The following is an 18,321-nucleotide window of genomic DNA, read 5'->3' as shown; positions in this document are numbered from 1 at the left end:
TCAGGCGCCGATGGCCGACAGCCACTCGCCGTAGAACAAGGCCACACCGAGCCCGCAGGCGATGGCGGTGAGCAGCCAGAACCGGATGATCACGGTCGTCTCGGCCCAACCGACCAGCTCGAAATGGTGGTGGAACGGCGCCATCCGGAAGACCCGGCGCCCGGTAGTTCGGAAGGCCAGGATCTGCACCACCACCGAGGTCACCTCGGCGACGAACAACGCACCCAGCACCACCGCCAGCACTTCGGTGCGACTGGTGACCGACAGTCCCGCGATCATGCCGCCCAACGCCAGCGATCCGGTGTCGCCCATGAAGATCTTGGCCGGTGCGGCGTTCCACCACAGGAACCCGATGCACGCGCCGGCGGTCGCGGCGGCCAGCACCGCCAGGTCCAGCGGGTCGCGCACGTTGTAGCAGCCCAGCCCGGGGGCGGTGGCGCACGCGTTGCGGTATTGCCAGAACGTGATCAGCACGTAGGCGGCGCTGACCATGGCCATGCTGCCGCCGGCCAGCCCATCCAGACCGTCGGTGAAGTTCACCGCGTTGGACCACGCGCTGACCACGACCACGCAGAACAAGACGAACACCGCCGAACTCAGGGTGACGGTGGCGATCTCCCGCACATAGGACAGCTCCGGGCTGCCCGGGGTCAGCCCGTCGGCGTTGCGGAACTGCAGCACCAGGATGCCGAAGAGCACCGCCGCGGTGAGCTGCCCGACGGTCTTGGCGGTCTTGTTCAGGCCGAGGTTGCGCGAGCGCCGGATCTTGATCAGGTCGTCGACGAAGCCGACCGCACCCAGGGCGGTGGCCAGGCCGAGCACCAGCAACCCGGAGGCCGAGGGACCGTCCCCGCCAAGCGCAAGGCCGACCAGGTGGGTACCGAAATAACCGGCCCAGATGCCGACGAGGATCGCCACGCCGCCCATCGACGGCGTGCCGCGCTTGGTCTTGTGGCTCGGCGGGCCGTCCTCGCGGATCTCGTGGCCAAGGCCCTGACGGGTGAACAGCTTGATCAGCGCCGGGGTCAGCAGGATCGACACCGCCAGCGCGATGCCGACGGCAATCAGGATCAGTCTCATGAGGGGTCACCCAGCAGCGCTTCGGCCAGTGCCCCGAGCCCGGCCGCGTTCGACGCCTTGACCAAGACAACGTCACCGGGCGCCAACTCGGCCTGCAGCAATGCCAAGGCAGCGTCGGCGTCGTCGACCATGGTGGATTCCGAACCCCAGGATCCCTCCATGACCGCCCCGTGGTGCATGGCGTTCATGGTCCTCCCGGTTCCGACGACGACGAGTCGACTGATATCTAAGCGCACGGCGAGTCGCCCGACACGATCATGCTCGGTTATCGCCTCGTCCCCCAGCTCAGCCATCTCACCGAGCACGGCCCAACTGCGCCTTCTCGCATTGGACCGCGCCATCACCGCCAGCGCCTGCAGACCGGCCTTCATCGAGTCGGGATTGGCGTTGTAGGCGTCGTTGACGACGGTCACGCCGTCGGCCCGGGTGTGCACTTCCATGCGATGCCGCGATGCCGGGCCGGCGGTGGCCAGCGCGGCGGCCACCTGCTCGGGGGTCGCCCCGCATTCGAGCGCCACCGCGGCCGCGCTCAGCGCATTGCCGACCTGATGCTCGCCGTGCACGGCCAACTGCACATCGGCGGTGCCTGCCGCGCTCACCAACCGAAAGCGGGGCCGGGCCAGATCGTCGAGTTCGACGTCGACGGCGCGGATGTCAGCACTCTCGGACTGCCCGACCCGGACCACCCGCGCGGCGGTGCGCTGCGCCATCGCGGCCACCATCGGGTCGTCGGCGTTGAGGATCGCTACCCCTGAGGCTGGAACCGCTTCTACCAGTTCACCTTTCGTGGCTGCGATGACCTCGCGCGAACCGAACTCCCCGAGGTGGGCGGTGCCGACGTTGAGCACCACCGCGATCGACGGCGGGGCGATCGCCGCCAGCGCGGCGATATTGCCGGGATGGCGCGCGGACATCTCCAGCACCAGATAGTCGGTGTTCTCGGTCGCGCGCAGCACGGTCCACGGATGCCCGAGCTCGTTGTTGAACGAGCCCGGTGGGGCCACCGCCTCGCCCAGCGGCCGCAGCACCGCGGCGATGAGATCCTTCGTCGACGTCTTGCCCGACGATCCGGTGACCCCGACGATCGTCAGCCCGCCGGCGACCAATTCGGTCGCGACTGCCGCGGCGAGTTTGGCCAGCGCGGCCAGCACGGCCGCGCCCGAGCCGTCGACATCGTGCTCGAGCACCCCGGCCTCGGCGTCGGTGGCCGCTGCAGGAGGCACCACGATCGCGGGCACTCCCACGGGCCGCGCGGCGAGCACGGCCGCGGCCCCGGCCTCGACGGCACCCGCGGCGAAATCATGGCCGTCGGAGCGCGCGCCGGGCAGCGCCAGAAACAGTCCGCCCGCGGTGACGGCCCGGGAATCGAACTCGACGGTTCCGGTGACCGTGCGCCGGGCGGCCTCCTCGGGGGTGATGTCGGCCAGCTCTCCCCCGACGATCTCGGCGATCTGAGCGACCGTCAGCGCGATCATCGGCCCGCACCCCGCTCATCGAGGGCGGCCGCGAGCTCCGCACGATCGTCGAACGGCCGGGTCTGCCCGGCCGCGGTCTGCCCCTTTTCGTGCCCCTTGCCCGCGATCACCACCACGTCTCCCCCGCGGGCCCAGGCCACGGCGTGCCGGATCGCCGCGCGCCGGTCCCCGATCTCGACGATCTCGGCCCGCTCGGCGAGACCGGCTCCGGCCAGGATGGCCGCCCGGATGCTGTCGGGTTTCTCGTTGCGGGGGTTGTCGTCGGTGACGACCACCAGATCGGCGAGCTCAGCGGCGATGCGGCCCATGGGTTCTCGCTTGCCGGGATCACGGTCACCGCCCGCGCCGAACACCACCGCGAGCCGGCCCTGCGGTGGCTTGAGGGTCTCCAGCACCGCCTGCAGGGCGCCGGGTTTGTGCGCGTAGTCGACGACGGCGAGGAAGTCCTGACCGCGCTCGACGGGTTCCAGCCGGCCCGGCACCGAGGCGTCGCGCAGCCCGGGCGCGGCCTGTTCCGGCGACACCCCGACGACGTCCAGCATCGCCAGCGCCAGCAGCGCGTTGGCGACGTTGTAGCGGCCCGGCAGGCGGATCCGCAGCCGGTGGTGCACACCGGCGGGGTCGACCGCGGTGAACTCCTGCGCGCCGCCGTCGAGCACCACCACGTCCTCGGCCCGCCAGTTCGCCGGGCGGCCCTCGGCCGACACCGTCACCGCATCCGCGGCGCGGCGGGCCATCTCGCGGCCGGCGTCGTCGTCGACACAGATCACCGAAACGGCGGCGTGCGCGGGTGAGGCCGGGTCGAACAACCGCGCCTTGGCTTCGAAGTAGGCCGCCATCGTGGGATGGAAGTCGAGGTGGTCGCGGGACAGGTTGGTGAATCCGCCGGCAGCGAAGCGGATTCCGTCGGTGCGGCCCAGTTCGAGTGCGTGGCTGGAGACCTCCATCACCGCGGTATCGACGCCGCGCTCGGCCATCACGGCCAGGAGTGCCTGCAGGGCAGGGGCTTCCGGGGTGGTCAGCGCGCTCGGGACATCGGCCCCGGCGATCCGGACGCCGACGGTGCCGATCAGCCCGGGAGTGCGTTCGGCCGACTGCAGACCGGCCTCGATCAGGTGGCTCGTGGTGGTCTTGCCGGACGTGCCGGTGACGCCGAGGACCACCACCCGGTCCGACGGGTGGTCGTAGACCGCCGCCGCCAGTTCACCGAGCACCGAGCGGGGTGCCGGATGCACCAGGACCGGGATCGGCGCGGGGTTGCCGAGGCGGCGGTGGATGACGGCCAGGCCTTCGGCGTCGGTGAGTACCGCGACGGCGCCACCCTCGATGGCGGTACCGGTGTATTCGGCGCCGTGCGACGACGAGCCGGGCAGAGCAGCGAACAGGTCCCCGGCCAGTGCATCCTGGCCGCGCAGGGTTACGCCGGTGATCGGTACCTCGGGAGCGACACCGCCTGCGACGGGTACTGCACCGACCCGGGCGGCCAGCGTCGGCAGGCTCAGCGCCGGTGTGGTGCGGGGCCGCAAGGCATTGGTCATCGGGTGGTAACCCTACCGAGCAACCGGGGCCAACCGGTTATGTGGCCTGCAGGATCAGCGGCGCGCCGGGATCAGCCGACAGCGGGATGTTCTGCCGCTGCAGCAGCCACGCGGCGATGTTGTGGAACAGCGGCGCGGCCGACGAGCCGGGCGTGCCGTCGGCGGCGCGGTGCGGGGCGTCCATCATGATGCCGATGACGTAGCGCGGGTCGTCCGCGGGCGCCATGCCGGCGAAGGTGATCCAGTAGACGTCGCTGTAGTAGCAGCCGCAGGCCGGGTTGATCTGCTGTGCGGTGCCGGTCTTGCCTGCGATCTGGTAGCCGTCGACGGCCGCGGCCGGTCCGGTGCCCTGCTGGTATCCCATCGGGTCGCGCTGGACGATGGCGCGGAACATGTTGCGCACCGTGCGCGCGGTGTCGGGCGAGACCACCCGGATGCCTTCGGGGCGCGGCTCTTCGGTGCGGGTGCCATCGGAGGCGACGGTGCCCTTGACAATCCGCGGCGGGATGCGCACCCCGTCATTGGCGATCGTCTGATAGATGCCGGTCATCTGCAGCAGGGTCATCGAAAGACCTTGGCCGATAGGCAGGTTGGAGAACGTGCTGCCTGACCACTGGTCGATCGGCGGAACCAGGCCGGGGCTCTCGCCGGGCAGCCCAACGTTGGTGCGCTGGCCGAGCCCGAACTTGCCGAGCATGTCGTAGTAGCGCTCCGGGCCGATGCGCTGGGCCAGCATCAGGGTGCCCACGTTGGAGGACTTCCCGAACACGCCGGTGGTGGTGTACGGCATCACGCCGTGGTTCCAGGCGTCGGCGACGGTGACGCCGCCCATGTTGATCGACCCGGGAACCTGCAGCACCTCGTCGGGGTTCGACAGCCCGTACTCGATCACCGACGAGGCGGTGATGATCTTGTTGACCGAACCGGGCTCGTAGGGCGACGTGACCGAGAGGTTGCCCATCTGCTTGTCCTGCTGGCGCCCGATGTCCTGGCTGGGGTCGAAGGTGTTGTCATTCGACATGGCCAGCACTTCACCGGATTTCGCGTCCAGAACCACCGCGGAAACGTTCTTGGCGCCGGAGGCGTCCTTGGCCAGCTGGACCTGCTGCTGGACGTAGTACTGGATGTCGTCGTCGATGGTGAGCTGAACGGTCGAGCCGTTGACCGCGTCGTGCTTGTTGCGGTAGCTGCCGGGAATGACGACGCCGTCGGACCCACGGTCGTAGGTGATCGAGCCGTCGGTGCCCGACAGCTTCGAGTCCATCGAATCCTCGAGGCCGAGCAGGCCGTGGCCGTCCCAGTCGATGCCGCCGACGAGGTTGGCCGCCAACGCACCACCGGGGTACTGGCGCAGATCCTGGCGTTCGGCACCGATCTCGGGGTACTTCTTGGTGATGGCGTTGGCGATCGCCGGATCGACGGCGCGGGCGAGATAGACGAAGGTCTCGTTGCTGCGCAACTTCTTCAGCAGGGTGGCCGCGTCGGGCTTGTTGTTGAGCTTGGCCGCGACCTCGGTGGCGATCTGAGTCAGGCGCTTGTCGGGATCCGGTGCGGCGGGCGACTTCTCCTTGGCCTCAGCCAGCTGCTTGCGCACCTTGGTCGGCTGGAAGGTCAGCGCCCTTGCCTCGATGGTGAACGCGAGCTTGTCGAGGTTGCGGTCGACGATGCTGCCGCGAACGGCCTTTTCGACGTCGGTCACCTTGAGCTGACTGGCGGCCTCGGCGCGCAGGCCGGCGGCCTGCGGCACCTGGAGATTGAACAGCTGGGCGGCGGCGACCGCGAGGGCGATGAAGATGACGATATTGCCTGCCCGATGGCGAAACAGGAATGACGCTGTCCGGCTGCCGCTTTCAGTCGCTTCGCGGGTGCGCCGCGCCTTGGCCGACCGGCCTTGCCCGGTATCCGGCTGGGCTTTGACCACCCGGCTGCGCGGCCGCGTGGCCTTGGCGGGTCCGGTGGCCTTGTCGGACTTGTCCCGACGGCTCACTGCCCGATCCCGGCGGGCGCGACAGGCGCGGCGGGCGCAAGATCAGGCGTCAGGGCCGGCGGCGCGTCGGCCGGAGCGGGCGCGGGCGGGAGAACGACAACCGGGGCGGCCGGCGCGGCCGGGGCCTGGGCGGGCACAGCCAGCACGCCGGCCGGCGGGACCGCGAGCGGGGCCGTCGCCAGCACGCCGGGCAACGGCGCCACACCGGGCAATGCCAGTGCATTCGGCGGCAGAACCGTGCCGGGCGGAACGGTCAGGGCGCCAGGTGGCAGGGTCACTGCACTATTGAACGGCAGCCCACCGAGCGGTGTGGGTACGACACGCACGGGAACCTCTGGCGAACTGCCCGGCTTCGGTGCGGCGGCAGCGGGCGGCGCCGGCGCGGCGGGGGGCTGCGGCAAGGCGTCGGGCAGCTTGTTGTTCAGCGGCGGCGGCGGCGCGCCCTCGGCGGGCTTGGGCTTGCCGACCACGGTCCAGTTGCCCGTCGGGTCCTGCACCAGGTGGGCGGTGTCCTTGGACGGGATCATGCCCATGTTGCGCGCGGACTCGGCCAGCGCGGGCGCGGATTCGGCTTCAAGCACGTCCCGTTCGAGGGCTTCCTTCTGCTGCGAGAGCGCCTCGTTGACAGAGCGGGCGGCGCCAAGCTGATAGGACCGCTGCGCGGCAGCGGTGGACAGCCACAGCGTGAAGGCCAGCCCGATACCGAGCGACCCGATGACCAGGACCACGAACGGGACCTTCGCCATCAGCGTCTGCGGGCGCAGATCGATGGTGGCCAGTCGGGCGATCAGCCGATCGCGTAATGGCGGCCGAACAATCTTGGGGGCCTTGGCTTTACGTGCCTTCGCGCGGGCCTTGGCCTGGCTGACGTTCTTGGCCCGTGCCGGGCGTTCGGCCGGCCGGGCGACGGGCGCGGTCTGCGGGCCTTGCCGCAGCCCGCGCGGTTCGTGGGGGCGGCGAGCCGTCGCGCGTCCGCTGCGCGCCGGAGTATCGGCGCCGCGGCGCCGCACCGTGGCCGTGCCTGCGGTCGCCTTCGCCGGCTTGGCGCCGGACTTCTTCGGCGCAGGCGCCTTCTTGTCCTTTTTGACTTCGCCCTTGGCTGCTCCGCGATCTCCCGGACCCGCCGGCTTACGCCCGACCTTCATCAGCTGTTCCCTCCCCGTCGCGGCTTGCCCGGCATCACACGTTGCACTGCCCGCAGCCGGACCGGCGCACTGCGCGGATTACGTTCGATTTCGTCCGCGTCGGCGCGCTCGGCGCCGCGGATGATCGCGCTGAATTCCGGCTCGTAGCCGGGTAATTCGACCGGCAGACCTTCCGGGGACCGGGAGGCTGTCGCCGCCGCGAACGTGGTCTTGACGATTCGGTCCTCCAGCGATTGATACGCCATCACCACGATGCGTCCGTCCTGGCGCAGCGCGGCCAGCGCGGCGGGCAGGGCCTCGGACAGTGAATCCAGCTCGGCGTTGACCGCGATCCGCAGCGCCTGGAACGTCCGCTTGGCGGGGTGGCCACCGGTACGCCGGGCCGGTGCCGGAATCCCGCGGTAGATGATCTCGACGAGCTCGCCGGTGGTGGACAGCGGCGCCTGCTCGCGGCGCTGCACGATCAGGCCCGCGATCCGGTGCGCGAACTTCTCCTCGCCGAAGCGGCGGAGGATGTTGGTCAATTCGGCGCGGCTGTAGGTGTTGAGGATGACCGCGGCAGTCAGCGGGGCGTCGGTGTCCATCCGCATGTCCAGTGGAGCGTCCTTGGAGTAGGCGAATCCGCGCTCGACCTGGTCGAGCTGCATCGAGGACACGCCCAGGTCGAGCAGCACGCCGTCAACCGAATCCGTTGTCGCGCAACCGGCCTCGGCAAGCGCGTCGGCGATGCCGTCGTACCGGGTGTGGACCAGGGTGATTCGATCGGCGAACGGGGCCAGCCGCGCCCCGGCGATCGCCAGCGCGCCCGGGTCACGGTCGAGGCCGATCAGCCGGAGCTCGGGGAATTGAGTCAGGAAGCGTTCGGCGTGCCCGCCTGCGCCAAGGGTGCCATCGACGAGGACGGCGCCCGGTCGGGCCAGTGCGGGAGCCAGAATCTCGACGCAGCGATCCAGCAGGACGGGGACGTGCCCCCCATGACCGGATTTGGGGTCGGATTCGTCAACCACGACGGGACCTCCGAGTTGGTGGTCAGGGTGCGCCCCTGCATCGAGGTCCCTGCCCGGGACGGCGAACCTGGCGTTGGGGAAGTACGTCAGGGTCGGTTCGGGCAGAGGCCACGGTGCACGGGCTACCTCCGGCTGGGCGGCCAGCTCAGATGATGTCGCTGAGTGCTTCATCGCTGGCCGCGGAGAAGTTCTCTTCGTGGGTCTCTTGGTATTCCTGCCAGGCCTGGGCGTCCCAGATCTCGAGGAAGTCGACAGCACCGATCACCACGCAGTCCTTGGACAGGTTGGCGTAGCGCCGATGGTCCGCGGACAGCGTGATCCGACCTTGTGTGTCGGGATGCTGTTCATCGGTGCCGGCCGCGAGGTTACGCAGGAACGCACGCGCCTCCGGATTGCTGCGCGAGGTCTGCGTAGCGCGCCGGGCCAGCTGTTCGAACTCCGCACGCGGGTAGACGGCAAGGCTGTGATCTTGACTCTTGGTGACCATCAACCCTCCTGCCAGTGCGTCGCGGAACTTGGCGGGCAGTGTCAACCGCCCCTTGTCATCGAGCTTGGGTGTGTACGTGCCGAGAAACATGCTGTGCACATCCCTTCGCACCTACTGGGGCCCCAGCCCCTTGGAGCCGTCGCTCCGTTAGACGCCACACTACCCCACAATCCCCCACTTTGCTCCACATAACGGTCCGGTTTCGGGCAGTCTCCTCCACTTTCTGCCACCAAAACCGCGCATCGCGCCCCAGAAGGACCGCCGATATCGACGAAACGCCAGGTCAACGACCAGTGGGGCGGGGTGGGGCGTCTGCCCCGACGTGCCACATCGACACCCGGTCTGCGCGCGTCGCGCGGCGGGTCGAGGCAAACAAAAACGGGGCAGCCGTTCGGCTACCCCGTCTGCGAAAAGTGTTCGCTCACTCGTCGAAACGACGCCGGAAGCGATCCTCCATGCGGCTGGTGAACGATCCGCCACCGCCCTTGGCCTTGCGTTGACGCGGGCCGGCCGAGGAGGACGGGCCGGACTTGTCCCGCCCGCCGGCGACGCGCGGGCCGGTGATCGCGAACACCACGCCACCGAACATCACCACGAAGCCGACCACCGACAGGATCGGGAAGCTGCCGATCATGGTCGCTCGGAACGCGACGCCGGCGACCAGCATCGCCAGGCCAATCACGAACAGGCCGGCGCCCTGCAGCCGTCTACGCGTGGAGGGAGCCCGCAGAGTTCCGCCTCGTACGCTCGAGGCGAACTTGGGGTCCTCGGCATAGAGTGCGCTCTCGATCTGATCGAGCATGCGCTGCTCATGATCGGAGAGTGGCATTCGTCCCTCCTTGCCGACGCGGCCGGTCACGATTCCGATAAAACTTGGCTGCCCAGCGATTACCGGGGCAACTAACCAAATGATACGAGCTGAAGGTGCGCCGTACCACCTAGTTGGTCCACCCGATTGTAGCTGTGTCCAGGGGTTGTTCTGTTCCCGCCATCATCACGTAAGGGGCTCGTCATCACCTCACCTGTGAACGCCGCCCGGGACTGCCCCGATAATGGCCGTACACCCATGACCGATCCCCAGACGAAGAAGGACACCGACGCGTTGGCGACTTTCCTCATCGATCTGTCGCCCAACGACATGACGCAGCGCCTTCACGACGCCTTGACCGTGTATGTCGACGCCATGCGCTACCCCCGCGGCACCGAGGGCCAGCGGGCGGCGATGTGGCTCGAACACACCCGTCGACAGGGCTGGAAGGCGGTCGCGGCGGTCGAGACAGACGGCGCCACCGGCGAGGAGGCCGGCCCCGAGGCACTCGATGGCGCTCCCCTGCTCGGCATCGCCTACGGCTACTGCGGTGCCCCCGACCAGTGGTGGCAACAGCAGGTGGTCGCGGGTCTGCACCGGATCGGTATGCCTGCCGACGAGGTCGGCCAGTTGATGAGCAACTACTTCGAGCTCACCGAGCTGCACATCCACCCGAGTGCCCAGGGCCGCGGACTGGGTGAGGCGCTCGCCCGCCGGCTGCTGTCCGGCCGCGGCGAAGCCCACGTGCTGCTGTCCACCCCGGAGATCATCGGTGAGGCCAACCGCGCCTGGCGGCTGTATCGGCGGCTGGGATTCAATGACGTGATCCGCGGCTACCACTTCGCCGGCGACCCGCGCGCGTTCGCCATTCTGGGCCGTAGCCTCCCGCTTTAGCCCGAATCTGGCACGATACCCACGTGCGCGACCGATCCCGCCGCCTGCGCTTCCGCGCCGTGGCGTTGCTGCTGCTCCTCGTGGCGCCCCTGGCGGTCGGCTGCGTGCGCGTGCACGCCTCGATCACCGTGTCGCCCGATGACCAGGTCTCCGGGCAGATCCTCGCGGCGGCAAAACCGCGCGATTCCAACGATCAGGGACCCCAGTTCGATCTCAATGTGCCCTTCAGCCAGAAGATTTCGGTGTCGAAGTACGACACGGACGACTTCGTCGGCTCCCAGGCGGTGTTCTCGAACCTCACGTTCTCCGAGGTGCCGCAGCTGGCCAACCTCAACCGTGAGGCGGCCGGAGTGGACATCTCGCTGCGGCGGGCGGGCAATCTGGTGATCCTCGAAGGCCGGGTCGACCTGACCAGCGTCAGCGACCCCGACGCCGACGTGGAGTTGACGGTCTCCTTCCCCGGCGAGGTGACCTCGACCAACGGCGACCGGATCGACACCGATGTCGTCGAGTGGAAGCTCAAGCCGGGTGTCGTTTCGACGATGAGCGCCCAGGCCCGCTACACCGATCCCAGCACACGCTCGTTCACCGGCGCGGCGATGTGGCTCGGGCTCGGCGCGCTGGTGGTCTGCAGTGTCATCGGGACATTGGCGTGGGTGAGTCGCGATCGCTCACCGCGATTCGCCAACTCCGACCAGGTCGACAGCTAGCCGACGCTCTACTCTGGGTTAACCCACCACCTCGTACACAGAAAGGGGCGCCGCGCTGAGCGTCGAAGCAACAGCTCCGTCGGCTAGCCAGCTGGCCGGCGCCGTCACCGATCAACTGCGGGACTACCTGGCAGGGCGTCGCGCCGACGCCGCCTACATCGGCACCGACTACGACGGGCTCATCGCCGCTCTCGAGGATTTCGTCCTGCGCGGTGGCAAACGCGTGCGGCCCGCGTTCGCATACTGGGGCTACCGCGCGGTGACCGCCGAGCCCGACGCGGTCGTGGACGACGGGATGTTGCTGCTGTTCTCGGCGCTGGAGCTGCTGCACGCCTGCGCACTGGTCCACGACGACGTCATCGACGATTCGGCGACCCGGCGCGGCTGGCCGACGGCCCATGTCCACTTCACCGAACTGCACCGCAGCCGCGGCTGGCGGGGCTCCCCCGAGCAGTTCGGCCGGTCGGCGGCCATCCTGCTGGGCGACCTGTCGCTGGTGTGGGCCGACGACATCGTCGCCGGGGTGGATCTGCCCGTCGACGGCCAGCGCCGCGTCCAGCGGGTGTGGTCCGACATCCGTACCGAGGTCCTTGGCGGCCAGTACCTCGACATCGTCGCCGAATCCAGCGGCGCCGAGTCGATCGAGTCGGCGATGAACGTCAACACGTTCAAGACCGCGTCGTACACGATCTCGCGTCCACTGCAGCTGGGCGCCGCGGCCGCCGCCGACCGGCCCGACGTGCAACGTGTCTTCTACGAGCTGGGCACCGACCTGGGTGTCGCATTCCAGCTGCGCGACGACGTCCTTGGCGTCTTCGGGGATCCCGCCGTGACGGGCAAACCGTCGGGCGACGACCTGCGATCCGGTAAACGCACCGTGCTGCTGGCCGAGGCCGTTGAGCGGGCCGCCGCCTCCGACCCGACCGCCGCCGAGCGGTTGCGGGCCGGCATCGGTACCGAGCTCACCGACGCCGCGGTGCGCCAACTGTGCGATGTCATCGAGTCGGTCGGCGCACTGGCCGCGGTGGAGGCCCGCATCGAACTGCTCACCAACCGCGCACTTGGCCTGCTGGAGAGCGCACCGATCAATGCGCCGGCGAAGGCCGGCCTGACCGAGCTCGCCAGATTGGCCGCGAATCGGTCGGCGTAGGCCTATGTCCGCTTTTGCACCCACCCCACCGAAACCCCGGGCCGGTCTCGCGCGCCTGGCGGCGTTCACCGCCGGCGACGAGGGCAGGCCTGCCCTGCTCGGTTTCCTCGGCGCAATACTGATCACGCTCGGCGGGCTGGGTGCCGGAAGTACCCGCCAGCACGACCCGCTGCTCGAGTCGATCCACTTGTCCTGGCTGCGGTTCGGCCACGGCCTTGTGGTGTCGTCGGTGCTGCTGTGGGGCGGCGTGGTGGTGATGCTGGTGGCCTGGCTGTGGGTGGGCCGCCGCGTGGGCCGGCGGGCAGGAGCGCAGCGACCCGGGGATGAGTCAAGCCCGGACGCCGAGGTCAGCGAGTACTCGATGATCGCGACGACCGGCTTCTGGCTGGCGCCGCTGCTGCTGAGCGTTCCGCTGTTCAGCCGTGACACCTACTCCTATCTGGCGCAGGGCGCGCTGCTGCGCGACGGCCTCGACCCCTACGCCGTCGGACCGGTGGAGAACCAGAACTCGTTGCTGGACAACGTCAGCCCGATCTGGACGACCACCACCGCGCCCTACGGACCGGCGTTCATCCTGGTGGCTCGATTCGTCACCAGCCTGGTCGGCGACCACGTGGTGGCCGGCACGATGCTGCTGAGGCTGTGCATGCTGCCCGGATTAGCGATGCTGATCTGGGCGGCACCGCGGGTGGCCCGTCATATCGGCGCGAATGGCGCGGTGGCCCTGTGGATTTGCGTGCTCAATCCGCTGGTGATCATTCACCTGATGGGTGGTGTACACAACGAGATGCTGATGGTCGGTCTGATGATGGCCGGCATCGCGCTGACCTTCGCCCGCCATCACGCCGCCGGCGCGACGCTGATCGCCATCGCGGTCGCGGTGAAAGCCACCGCCGTGTTGGCGCTGCCGTTCATGGTGTGGGTGTGGATGCGACACCTGCAAAAGTCTCGGGGGGACCCCTCTGCCATAAGGGCTTTCACGACCGCATCGGCGGCATCGGTGGCCATCTTCATCGCGGTGTTCGCGGTGCTGTCGTGGGTGGCCGGGGTGGGTCTGGGCTGGCTGACAGCGCTGGCCGGCTCGGTCAAGATCATCAACTGGCTGACCATCCCGACCGCGATCGCCAACCTCACCAACGCCGTTGGCAGCTTGTTCGTGCCGGTGAACTTCTACGCCGTCCTCGAGGTCACCCGCATCGCCGGGATCATCGTCATCGCGGTGTCACTTCCGCTGCTGTGGTGGCGGTTTCGTCACGACGACCGCGAGGCGCTGATGGGCATCGCATGGGCGATGCTGATGGTGGTGCTGTTCGTGCCCGCCGCTCTGCCGTGGTACTACACCTGGCCGCTGGCGGTGATGTCGGCACTGGCCCAGTCCCGCGCGGCGATCGCGCTGATCGCGGGGTTCTCCACCTGGATCATGGTGATCTTCAAGCCGGACGGCTCGCACGGCATGTACTCGTGGATCCACGTGCTGCTGGCCACCGCCTGCGCCGTGGCCGCCTGGTATTCGCTCAGTAAGCCATGGCCTGGGCGCGCCGGACCACCTCGCGAGCCTGATGCGCGTGCAGCGCATCAACCGGGCGGGCGTTGCTGATCGCCTCACGTGACCCGTCGCGGGTCACCGTGAGCGACGGATCGGCGGTGAACAGCCAGCGCAGGATCTCGGTGTCGTGAAAACCGCCGTCGCGCAGGACGCCCAGCAACCCGGGCAGGCTCTTGACCACCTCGCCGTGCTGGTTGAGGAAGGCCTTGGGGATCACCGGGACGCCGCCGCGTCGCACCGCGACCAGATGGCCCTCGCGTAAGTGCTGGTGCACCTTGGTCACCGGGATGCGCAACAACTCGGCGACTTCGGGAAGGTTGTAGACGGGCTCGTCGGGATCCAATACGTCCTTGCCGGCCGGAATGCTGCTCACCCCCCCAGTGTAAGACCCCCCCAGGTGTAAGACCGAGGGCCGACTGGCACGGCATACCATGTGGCGGTGACGTCGGACCCACTCAACGGCGTGCTGCTGGAAGGCCGGTACCGCGTCGACGCCAAGATCGCCACCGGCGGAATGTCGACGGTGTACCGCGGCTTGGATATCCGCCTGGACCGGCCGGTGGCGCTGAAGGTGATGGATGCGCGCTACGCCAGCGACAGCCAGTTCCTGACCCGCTTCCAGCGCGAAGCACGCGCAGTGGCCCGGTTGAAGGATCCGGGCCTGGTCGCCGTCTACGACCAGGGCCTGGATGGCAGCCATCCGTTTCTCGTCATGGAGCTGGTCGAGGGCGGCACGCTGCGCGAGCTGTTGCGCGAGCGTGGCCCGATGCCCCCGCACGCCGCGGCGGCGGTGCTGCGCCCGGTGCTCGGCGGTCTGGCCACCGCGCATCACGCCGGGCTGGTGCACCGCGACGTCAAGCCCGAGAACGTGCTGATCTCCGACGACGGCGAGGTCAAGCTCGTCGACTTCGGCCTGGTGCGCGCGGTGGCCGAAGCCGGTATCACCTCGACCAGTGTCATCCTAGGCACCGCGGCCTACCTGTCCCCCGAACAGGTCAGCAGCGGCACCGCCGACGCCCGTAGTGACGTCTACGCCGTCGGGGTCCTGGCCTACGAGTTGATCACCGGCACAACACCATTCACCGGCGACAACCCGCTGACCGTGGCCTATCAGCGGATGGACAACGAAGTGCCGTTGCCCAGTACCGCGATCAGCGGAGTGCCGCGCCAGTTCGACGAGTTCATCGCGCGTGCCACCGCCCGCAATGCCGACGAACGATTCGCCGACGCCGCGGAGATGGCCGAGGACCTCGATGCGATCAGCCACGAACTGGCCCTACCGAAGTTCCGGGTGCCTGCGCCGAAGAACTCCGCCCAGCACACCGCCGCCACGGCCTTTCACAGCCGGCCCACCGACGACTATCGCGCCGCCGCGCCCGCACCGGTCCCCCCGAACCCCACGCGGCAGCTCGTCCGCGATCCGCAAGACTGGGAGCCCACTCCGGTCGAGGACGAAAGCCCAGTCGCGGCAAGTGAATTCGCTGGGATCGAGATCGGCGAATTCATCTTTGAACGCCAGCGCGCCCGGCGGGCGGTGGTGTTCTGGATGCTGATCGTGCTGCTGCTCACCGGCGGGGTGGCCGCCGCAGGCTGGACGCTGGGGACCAACCTGGGTGGCCTGATCGGTTAGTCGCGCAGCATCTCCGCGACCAAGAACGCCAACTCCAGGCTCTGCTGGGTGTTCAACCGCGGGTCGCACGCCGTCTCGTAGCGGCCGGACAGGTCGGAATCGGAGATGTCCTGCGCGCCGCCGAGACATTCGGTGACGTTCTCGCCGGTGATCTCGACGTGGATGCCACCGGGATGGGTGCCCAAGGCCCGGTGCACCTCGAAAAAGCCCTGCACCTCGTCGACGATGCGGTCGAAGTGGCGGGTCTTGTAGCCCGTCGAGCTCTCATGGGTGTTGCCGTGCATCGGATCGCACTGCCAGATCACCTGATGGCCGGAGGCCTGGACCTTCTCGATGATGGGCGGCAGCACGTCGCGCACCTTGCCGTTGCCCATCCGGCTGACCAGCGTGAGCCGACCGGGCTCGTTGTTCGGGTCGAGCCGCTCGACGTACTCCACCGCCAGTTCCGGTGAGGTGGTCGGACCGATCTTGACGCCGATCGGGTTCGCGATCACCTCGGCGAAGGCCACGTGGGCGCCGTCGAGCTGGCGGGTGCGCTCCCCGATCCAGACGTAGTGCGCCGACAGGTCGTACAGCTTGGGCCCGCCAACAGCTTCAGCGTCCATCCGCAGCATCGCGCGCTCGTAGTCCAGCACCAGCGCCTCGTGGCTGGCGTAGATCTCGGCGGTGTCCAGGTTTCGGTCATTGACACCGCAGGCCGTCATGAAGCGCAGGCCACGGTCGATCTCACCGGCCAGCGTCTCGTAGCGGGCACCCGCCGGTGAGGTGCGGACGAACTCCCTGTTCCAGTCGTGCACCGCGTGCAGCGACGCCAGTCCCGACGACGTCAGCGCCCGCACCAGGTTCATCGCGGCGCTGGCGTTCGCGTAGGCCCGCACCAGCCGTGACGGATCGTGATCGCGCACAGCGGCATCCGGTGCAAAACCGTTGACCATGTCGCCGCGGTACGACTTGAGCCCCAGCGCGTCGGTGTCCGACGAGCGCGGTTTGGCGTATTGCCCGGCGATGCGGGCCACCTTGACCACCGGCATGCTGGCGCCGTAGGTGAGCACGACCGCCATCTGCAGCAGCGTGCGGATATTGGCCCGGATGTGCGGTTCGGTGTTGTCGACGAAGGTCTCGGCGCAGTCGCCGCCCTGCAGCAGAAAGGCCTTGCCCAGGGCCACATCGGCCAGCTGCGACTTCAGCTTCTCGATCTCCGACGGCACGGTGACCGGCGGCACACTCTCCAGGACGGTACGCATCGCGGCGGCCTGCTCAGGATCCCAGCTGGGCTGCTGCAGCGCCGGCTTCGTCAGTGCCGCATCGAGCCGTCCGCGCAGATCAGCGGGCAGCGGCGGCAGCGACGGCAGCTGTTCGATGGGTACATCAACGGTCCAGTTCACCCGTCTATGGTAACGGGCCGCGAAAGCGCTTTTTACACCCGCGCGCAGCGGCTACCTGCGGGAAGTGGTGTCCGTGGAGGCGACCCCAAGGTCAACGCCGGTGGTCATCAGCACATATCGGCGCATGTTGTGACGGGCGTCGACGAGCGCATCATGGGTGTCGTGCGGCCGCGGCGGCATCCGCGGGCAGCCGCGCTCTTCCCAGAACTGGCGCAGTTCACGGGTGAACCGCGGGATCTGGGGCGGCAGGCTCGTCATCGGTCCCCACAACTGGCACAGCGCGACGTGGTCGTAGGCGGCCACCCAGGCCCACAGCTCGATCGGCTCGTCACCGTCGATGCGCAAGAACTCCTCCAGATTCTCCCGGATCTGGCGCCGCGACTGCCACAGCTGCGACGACGGGCTCGGCAGTTTCGGCAGCACGTTGGTGCGCACCCACTTGCCCGCCGACTCGGGGTCGAACTCGGTGGAGATCGCGTAGAACTCGCGCCCGTCCTCGGCCACCACCCCGATCGAGATCAGGTCGATGATCCGGCCGTTGTCGATGAACTCGGTGTCGTAGAAGAACCGCACTTGCCGCACCCTATCCCGTCGAGACCTGCGGCTCGGCGTCAACAGCAGGCGGTGGAGGCGCCGCATGAATCTCGCGGTCGAGTTCGGCATCCACCTCGGCATCGGCCGGGAAGGTCGGCTCACCGGCGATGATGTGCTGCAGCCACAGCTTGGCCTGCACCACGGGCCTGCGCATATAGCGTTCGCGCTCCAGCGCCCGGTGCATCTTGCGGGGTTTGTCCTGGTAATGCCAGCGCGCCCAGGGCGCGTGTGGCCGGGACAGCCGGATCGCGCCGACGAACAGCAGCGGCGTGATGAACATGCCGACCAGGCCGGTCCAGACCTTGCCCTTGAGCAGCACGACCACCGCCAGCGCCAGGGTCAGTGCCGCGAGGACGACGACGACGGTGCGGGCTGCGATGGAATTGTCCGCGCGCCAGATCCCGACGTCGAAGAACGACAACGGGTTGAACCCCATGATCAACAAGCCAGCGACGGCGACCGCGGCGAACACCGCGTCCACCGACGCGCGGCCATCCTCGGCCCAGTACACGTCCTCCAGATGCAGAATCAACGCGAACTCGTCCAAAACCAGGGCCGCGCCGATCCCGAAAATGATTGCCGCAGCGGTGAATTCGACAATTCCACCGTCGACGGACAACGTCACCATGCTGACCCCGGAGATCATCACCAAGACGATGCCGATCACGACGTGGTGGATGTGCAGTCCGCCGTGGCCGGAGATATTGCGTGGCTGCCACCACTTGCGGGGACCAACGTTGCCGGCGTTGTGGCGGATGTACCGCACGATCGTCCGGGTGACGAAGAACGTCAGGATGAACGCGATCAGACACCACATCAGCGGCACGCGCCCGGGGGCGACGACGTCGAAGTGCAGGTGGAAGGGCACGGGGTCAGAAGATACGC

General features: G+C 68.6%; 17 protein-coding genes. 5 read left to right on the top strand and 12 right to left on the bottom strand.

Annotation, left to right across the window (positions count from 1 at the left end):
- From mraY to SLQ31_RS13535, 8 genes are all read right to left on the bottom strand, one after another.
- Entirely contained in the window at positions 1–1,080 is a 1,080-nt protein-coding gene (mraY, locus tag SLQ31_RS13570) for a phospho-N-acetylmuramoyl-pentapeptide-transferase (protein ID WP_319433386.1), read from the bottom strand.
- Positions 1,077–2,555, bottom strand: coding sequence for a UDP-N-acetylmuramoyl-tripeptide--D-alanyl-D-alanine ligase (locus tag SLQ31_RS13565; RefSeq protein WP_319433384.1), 1,479 nt, complete (start codon positions 2,553–2,555; stop codon positions 1,077–1,079). Before SLQ31_RS13565 ends, mraY begins: the two co-directional genes overlap by 4 nt.
- Positions 2,552–4,093, bottom strand: coding sequence for a UDP-N-acetylmuramoyl-L-alanyl-D-glutamate--2,6-diaminopimelate ligase (locus SLQ31_RS13560; RefSeq protein ID WP_319433382.1), 1,542 nt, complete (start codon positions 4,091–4,093; stop codon positions 2,552–2,554). The genes SLQ31_RS13565 and SLQ31_RS13560 overlap by 4 nt, the downstream gene beginning before the upstream one ends.
- Before the next feature lie 37 nt (positions 4,094–4,130).
- Positions 4,131–6,014, bottom strand: a complete 1,884-nt coding sequence (locus SLQ31_RS13555; RefSeq protein ID WP_319434628.1) for a penicillin-binding protein 2 — start codon at positions 6,012–6,014, stop codon at positions 4,131–4,133.
- A gap of 62 nt (positions 6,015–6,076) precedes the next feature.
- Complete coding sequence (locus SLQ31_RS13550) at positions 6,077–7,225, bottom strand: hypothetical protein (RefSeq protein ID WP_319433380.1); 1,149 nt, start codon at positions 7,223–7,225, stop codon at positions 6,077–6,079.
- Positions 7,225–8,403, bottom strand: a complete 1,179-nt coding sequence (gene rsmH / locus SLQ31_RS13545) for a 16S rRNA (cytosine(1402)-N(4))-methyltransferase RsmH (RefSeq protein ID WP_319433378.1) — start codon at positions 8,401–8,403, stop codon at positions 7,225–7,227. Before rsmH ends, SLQ31_RS13550 begins: the two co-directional genes overlap by 1 nt.
- Positions 8,378–8,809: a division/cell wall cluster transcriptional repressor MraZ gene (gene mraZ, locus SLQ31_RS13540; protein WP_163699067.1), complete on the bottom strand. Its 432-nt coding sequence runs from the start codon at positions 8,807–8,809 to the stop codon at positions 8,378–8,380. Before mraZ ends, rsmH begins: the two co-directional genes overlap by 26 nt.
- A 331-nt stretch (positions 8,810–9,140) precedes the next feature.
- The gene (locus SLQ31_RS13535) at positions 9,141–9,548 is read right to left on the bottom strand and encodes a DUF3040 domain-containing protein (RefSeq protein ID WP_319433374.1); all 408 of its coding nucleotides are present in this window, start codon (positions 9,546–9,548) and stop codon (positions 9,141–9,143) included.
- 273 nt (positions 9,549–9,821) lie between these two features.
- On the opposite strand from SLQ31_RS13535, the gene SLQ31_RS13530 reads away from it, so the two are divergent.
- The 4 genes from SLQ31_RS13530 (at position 9,822) to SLQ31_RS13515 (ending at position 13,878) form a co-directional block, all read left to right on the top strand.
- Positions 9,822–10,421, top strand: a complete 600-nt coding sequence (locus tag SLQ31_RS13530) for a GNAT family N-acetyltransferase (protein WP_319434626.1) — start codon at positions 9,822–9,824, stop codon at positions 10,419–10,421.
- Between the two features lie 23 nt (positions 10,422–10,444).
- Entirely contained in the window at positions 10,445–11,131 is a 687-nt protein-coding gene (locus tag SLQ31_RS13525) for an LppM family (lipo)protein (RefSeq protein ID WP_319433372.1), read from the top strand.
- 91 nt (positions 11,132–11,222) lie between these two features.
- A complete protein-coding gene (gene idsA2 / locus SLQ31_RS13520) occupies positions 11,223–12,281 on the top strand; it encodes a bifunctional (2E,6E)-farnesyl/geranyl diphosphate synthase (RefSeq protein ID WP_319434624.1) in 1,059 nt (352 codons plus the stop codon).
- A 4-nt stretch (positions 12,282–12,285) separates the two neighbouring features.
- Entirely contained in the window at positions 12,286–13,878 is a 1,593-nt protein-coding gene (locus SLQ31_RS13515) for an alpha-(1->6)-mannopyranosyltransferase A (RefSeq protein ID WP_319433370.1), read from the top strand.
- On the opposite strand, the gene SLQ31_RS13510 is transcribed toward SLQ31_RS13515, so the two are convergent.
- Positions 13,796–14,200, bottom strand: coding sequence for an Rv2175c family DNA-binding protein (locus SLQ31_RS13510; RefSeq protein WP_319433368.1), 405 nt, complete (start codon positions 14,198–14,200; stop codon positions 13,796–13,798). The genes SLQ31_RS13515 and SLQ31_RS13510 overlap by 83 nt on opposite strands.
- Positions 14,201–14,260: 60 nt before the next feature.
- Here SLQ31_RS13510 and SLQ31_RS13505 point away from each other — a divergent pair, with 60 nt between their 5' ends.
- Positions 14,261–15,457: a protein kinase domain-containing protein gene (locus tag SLQ31_RS13505; protein WP_319433366.1), complete on the top strand. Its 1,197-nt coding sequence runs from the start codon at positions 14,261–14,263 to the stop codon at positions 15,455–15,457.
- Here the strand turns inward: SLQ31_RS13505 and SLQ31_RS13500 are convergent.
- Genes SLQ31_RS13500 through SLQ31_RS13490 form a run of 3 tightly spaced genes read right to left on the bottom strand, consistent with a single transcriptional unit; the run spans position 15,454 to position 18,253 of the window.
- On the bottom strand, positions 15,454–16,842 hold the full coding sequence (locus SLQ31_RS13500; RefSeq protein WP_319433364.1) for a class II 3-deoxy-7-phosphoheptulonate synthase: 1,389 nt from the start codon (positions 16,840–16,842) through the stop codon (positions 15,454–15,456). The two genes, SLQ31_RS13505 and SLQ31_RS13500, sit on opposite strands and share 4 nt — an antisense overlap.
- A gap of 51 nt (positions 16,843–16,893) precedes the next feature.
- Entirely contained in the window at positions 16,894–17,415 is a 522-nt protein-coding gene (locus SLQ31_RS13495; RefSeq protein WP_319433362.1) for a polyadenylate-specific 3'-exoribonuclease AS, read from the bottom strand.
- A gap of 10 nt (positions 17,416–17,425) precedes the next feature.
- A complete protein-coding gene (locus tag SLQ31_RS13490) occupies positions 17,426–18,253 on the bottom strand; it encodes a hypothetical protein (protein ID WP_319434622.1) in 828 nt (275 codons plus the stop codon).
- Between the last annotated feature and the right edge of the window lie 68 nt (positions 18,254–18,321).

The organism is Mycobacterium sp. RTGN5 (genome assembly GCF_033804465.1).
GTDB lineage: Bacteria > Actinomycetota > Actinomycetes > Mycobacteriales > Mycobacteriaceae > Mycobacterium.
The sequence above is the reverse complement of the archived record's forward strand: the minus strand, read 5'-3'. Positions and strand labels throughout refer to the sequence as shown.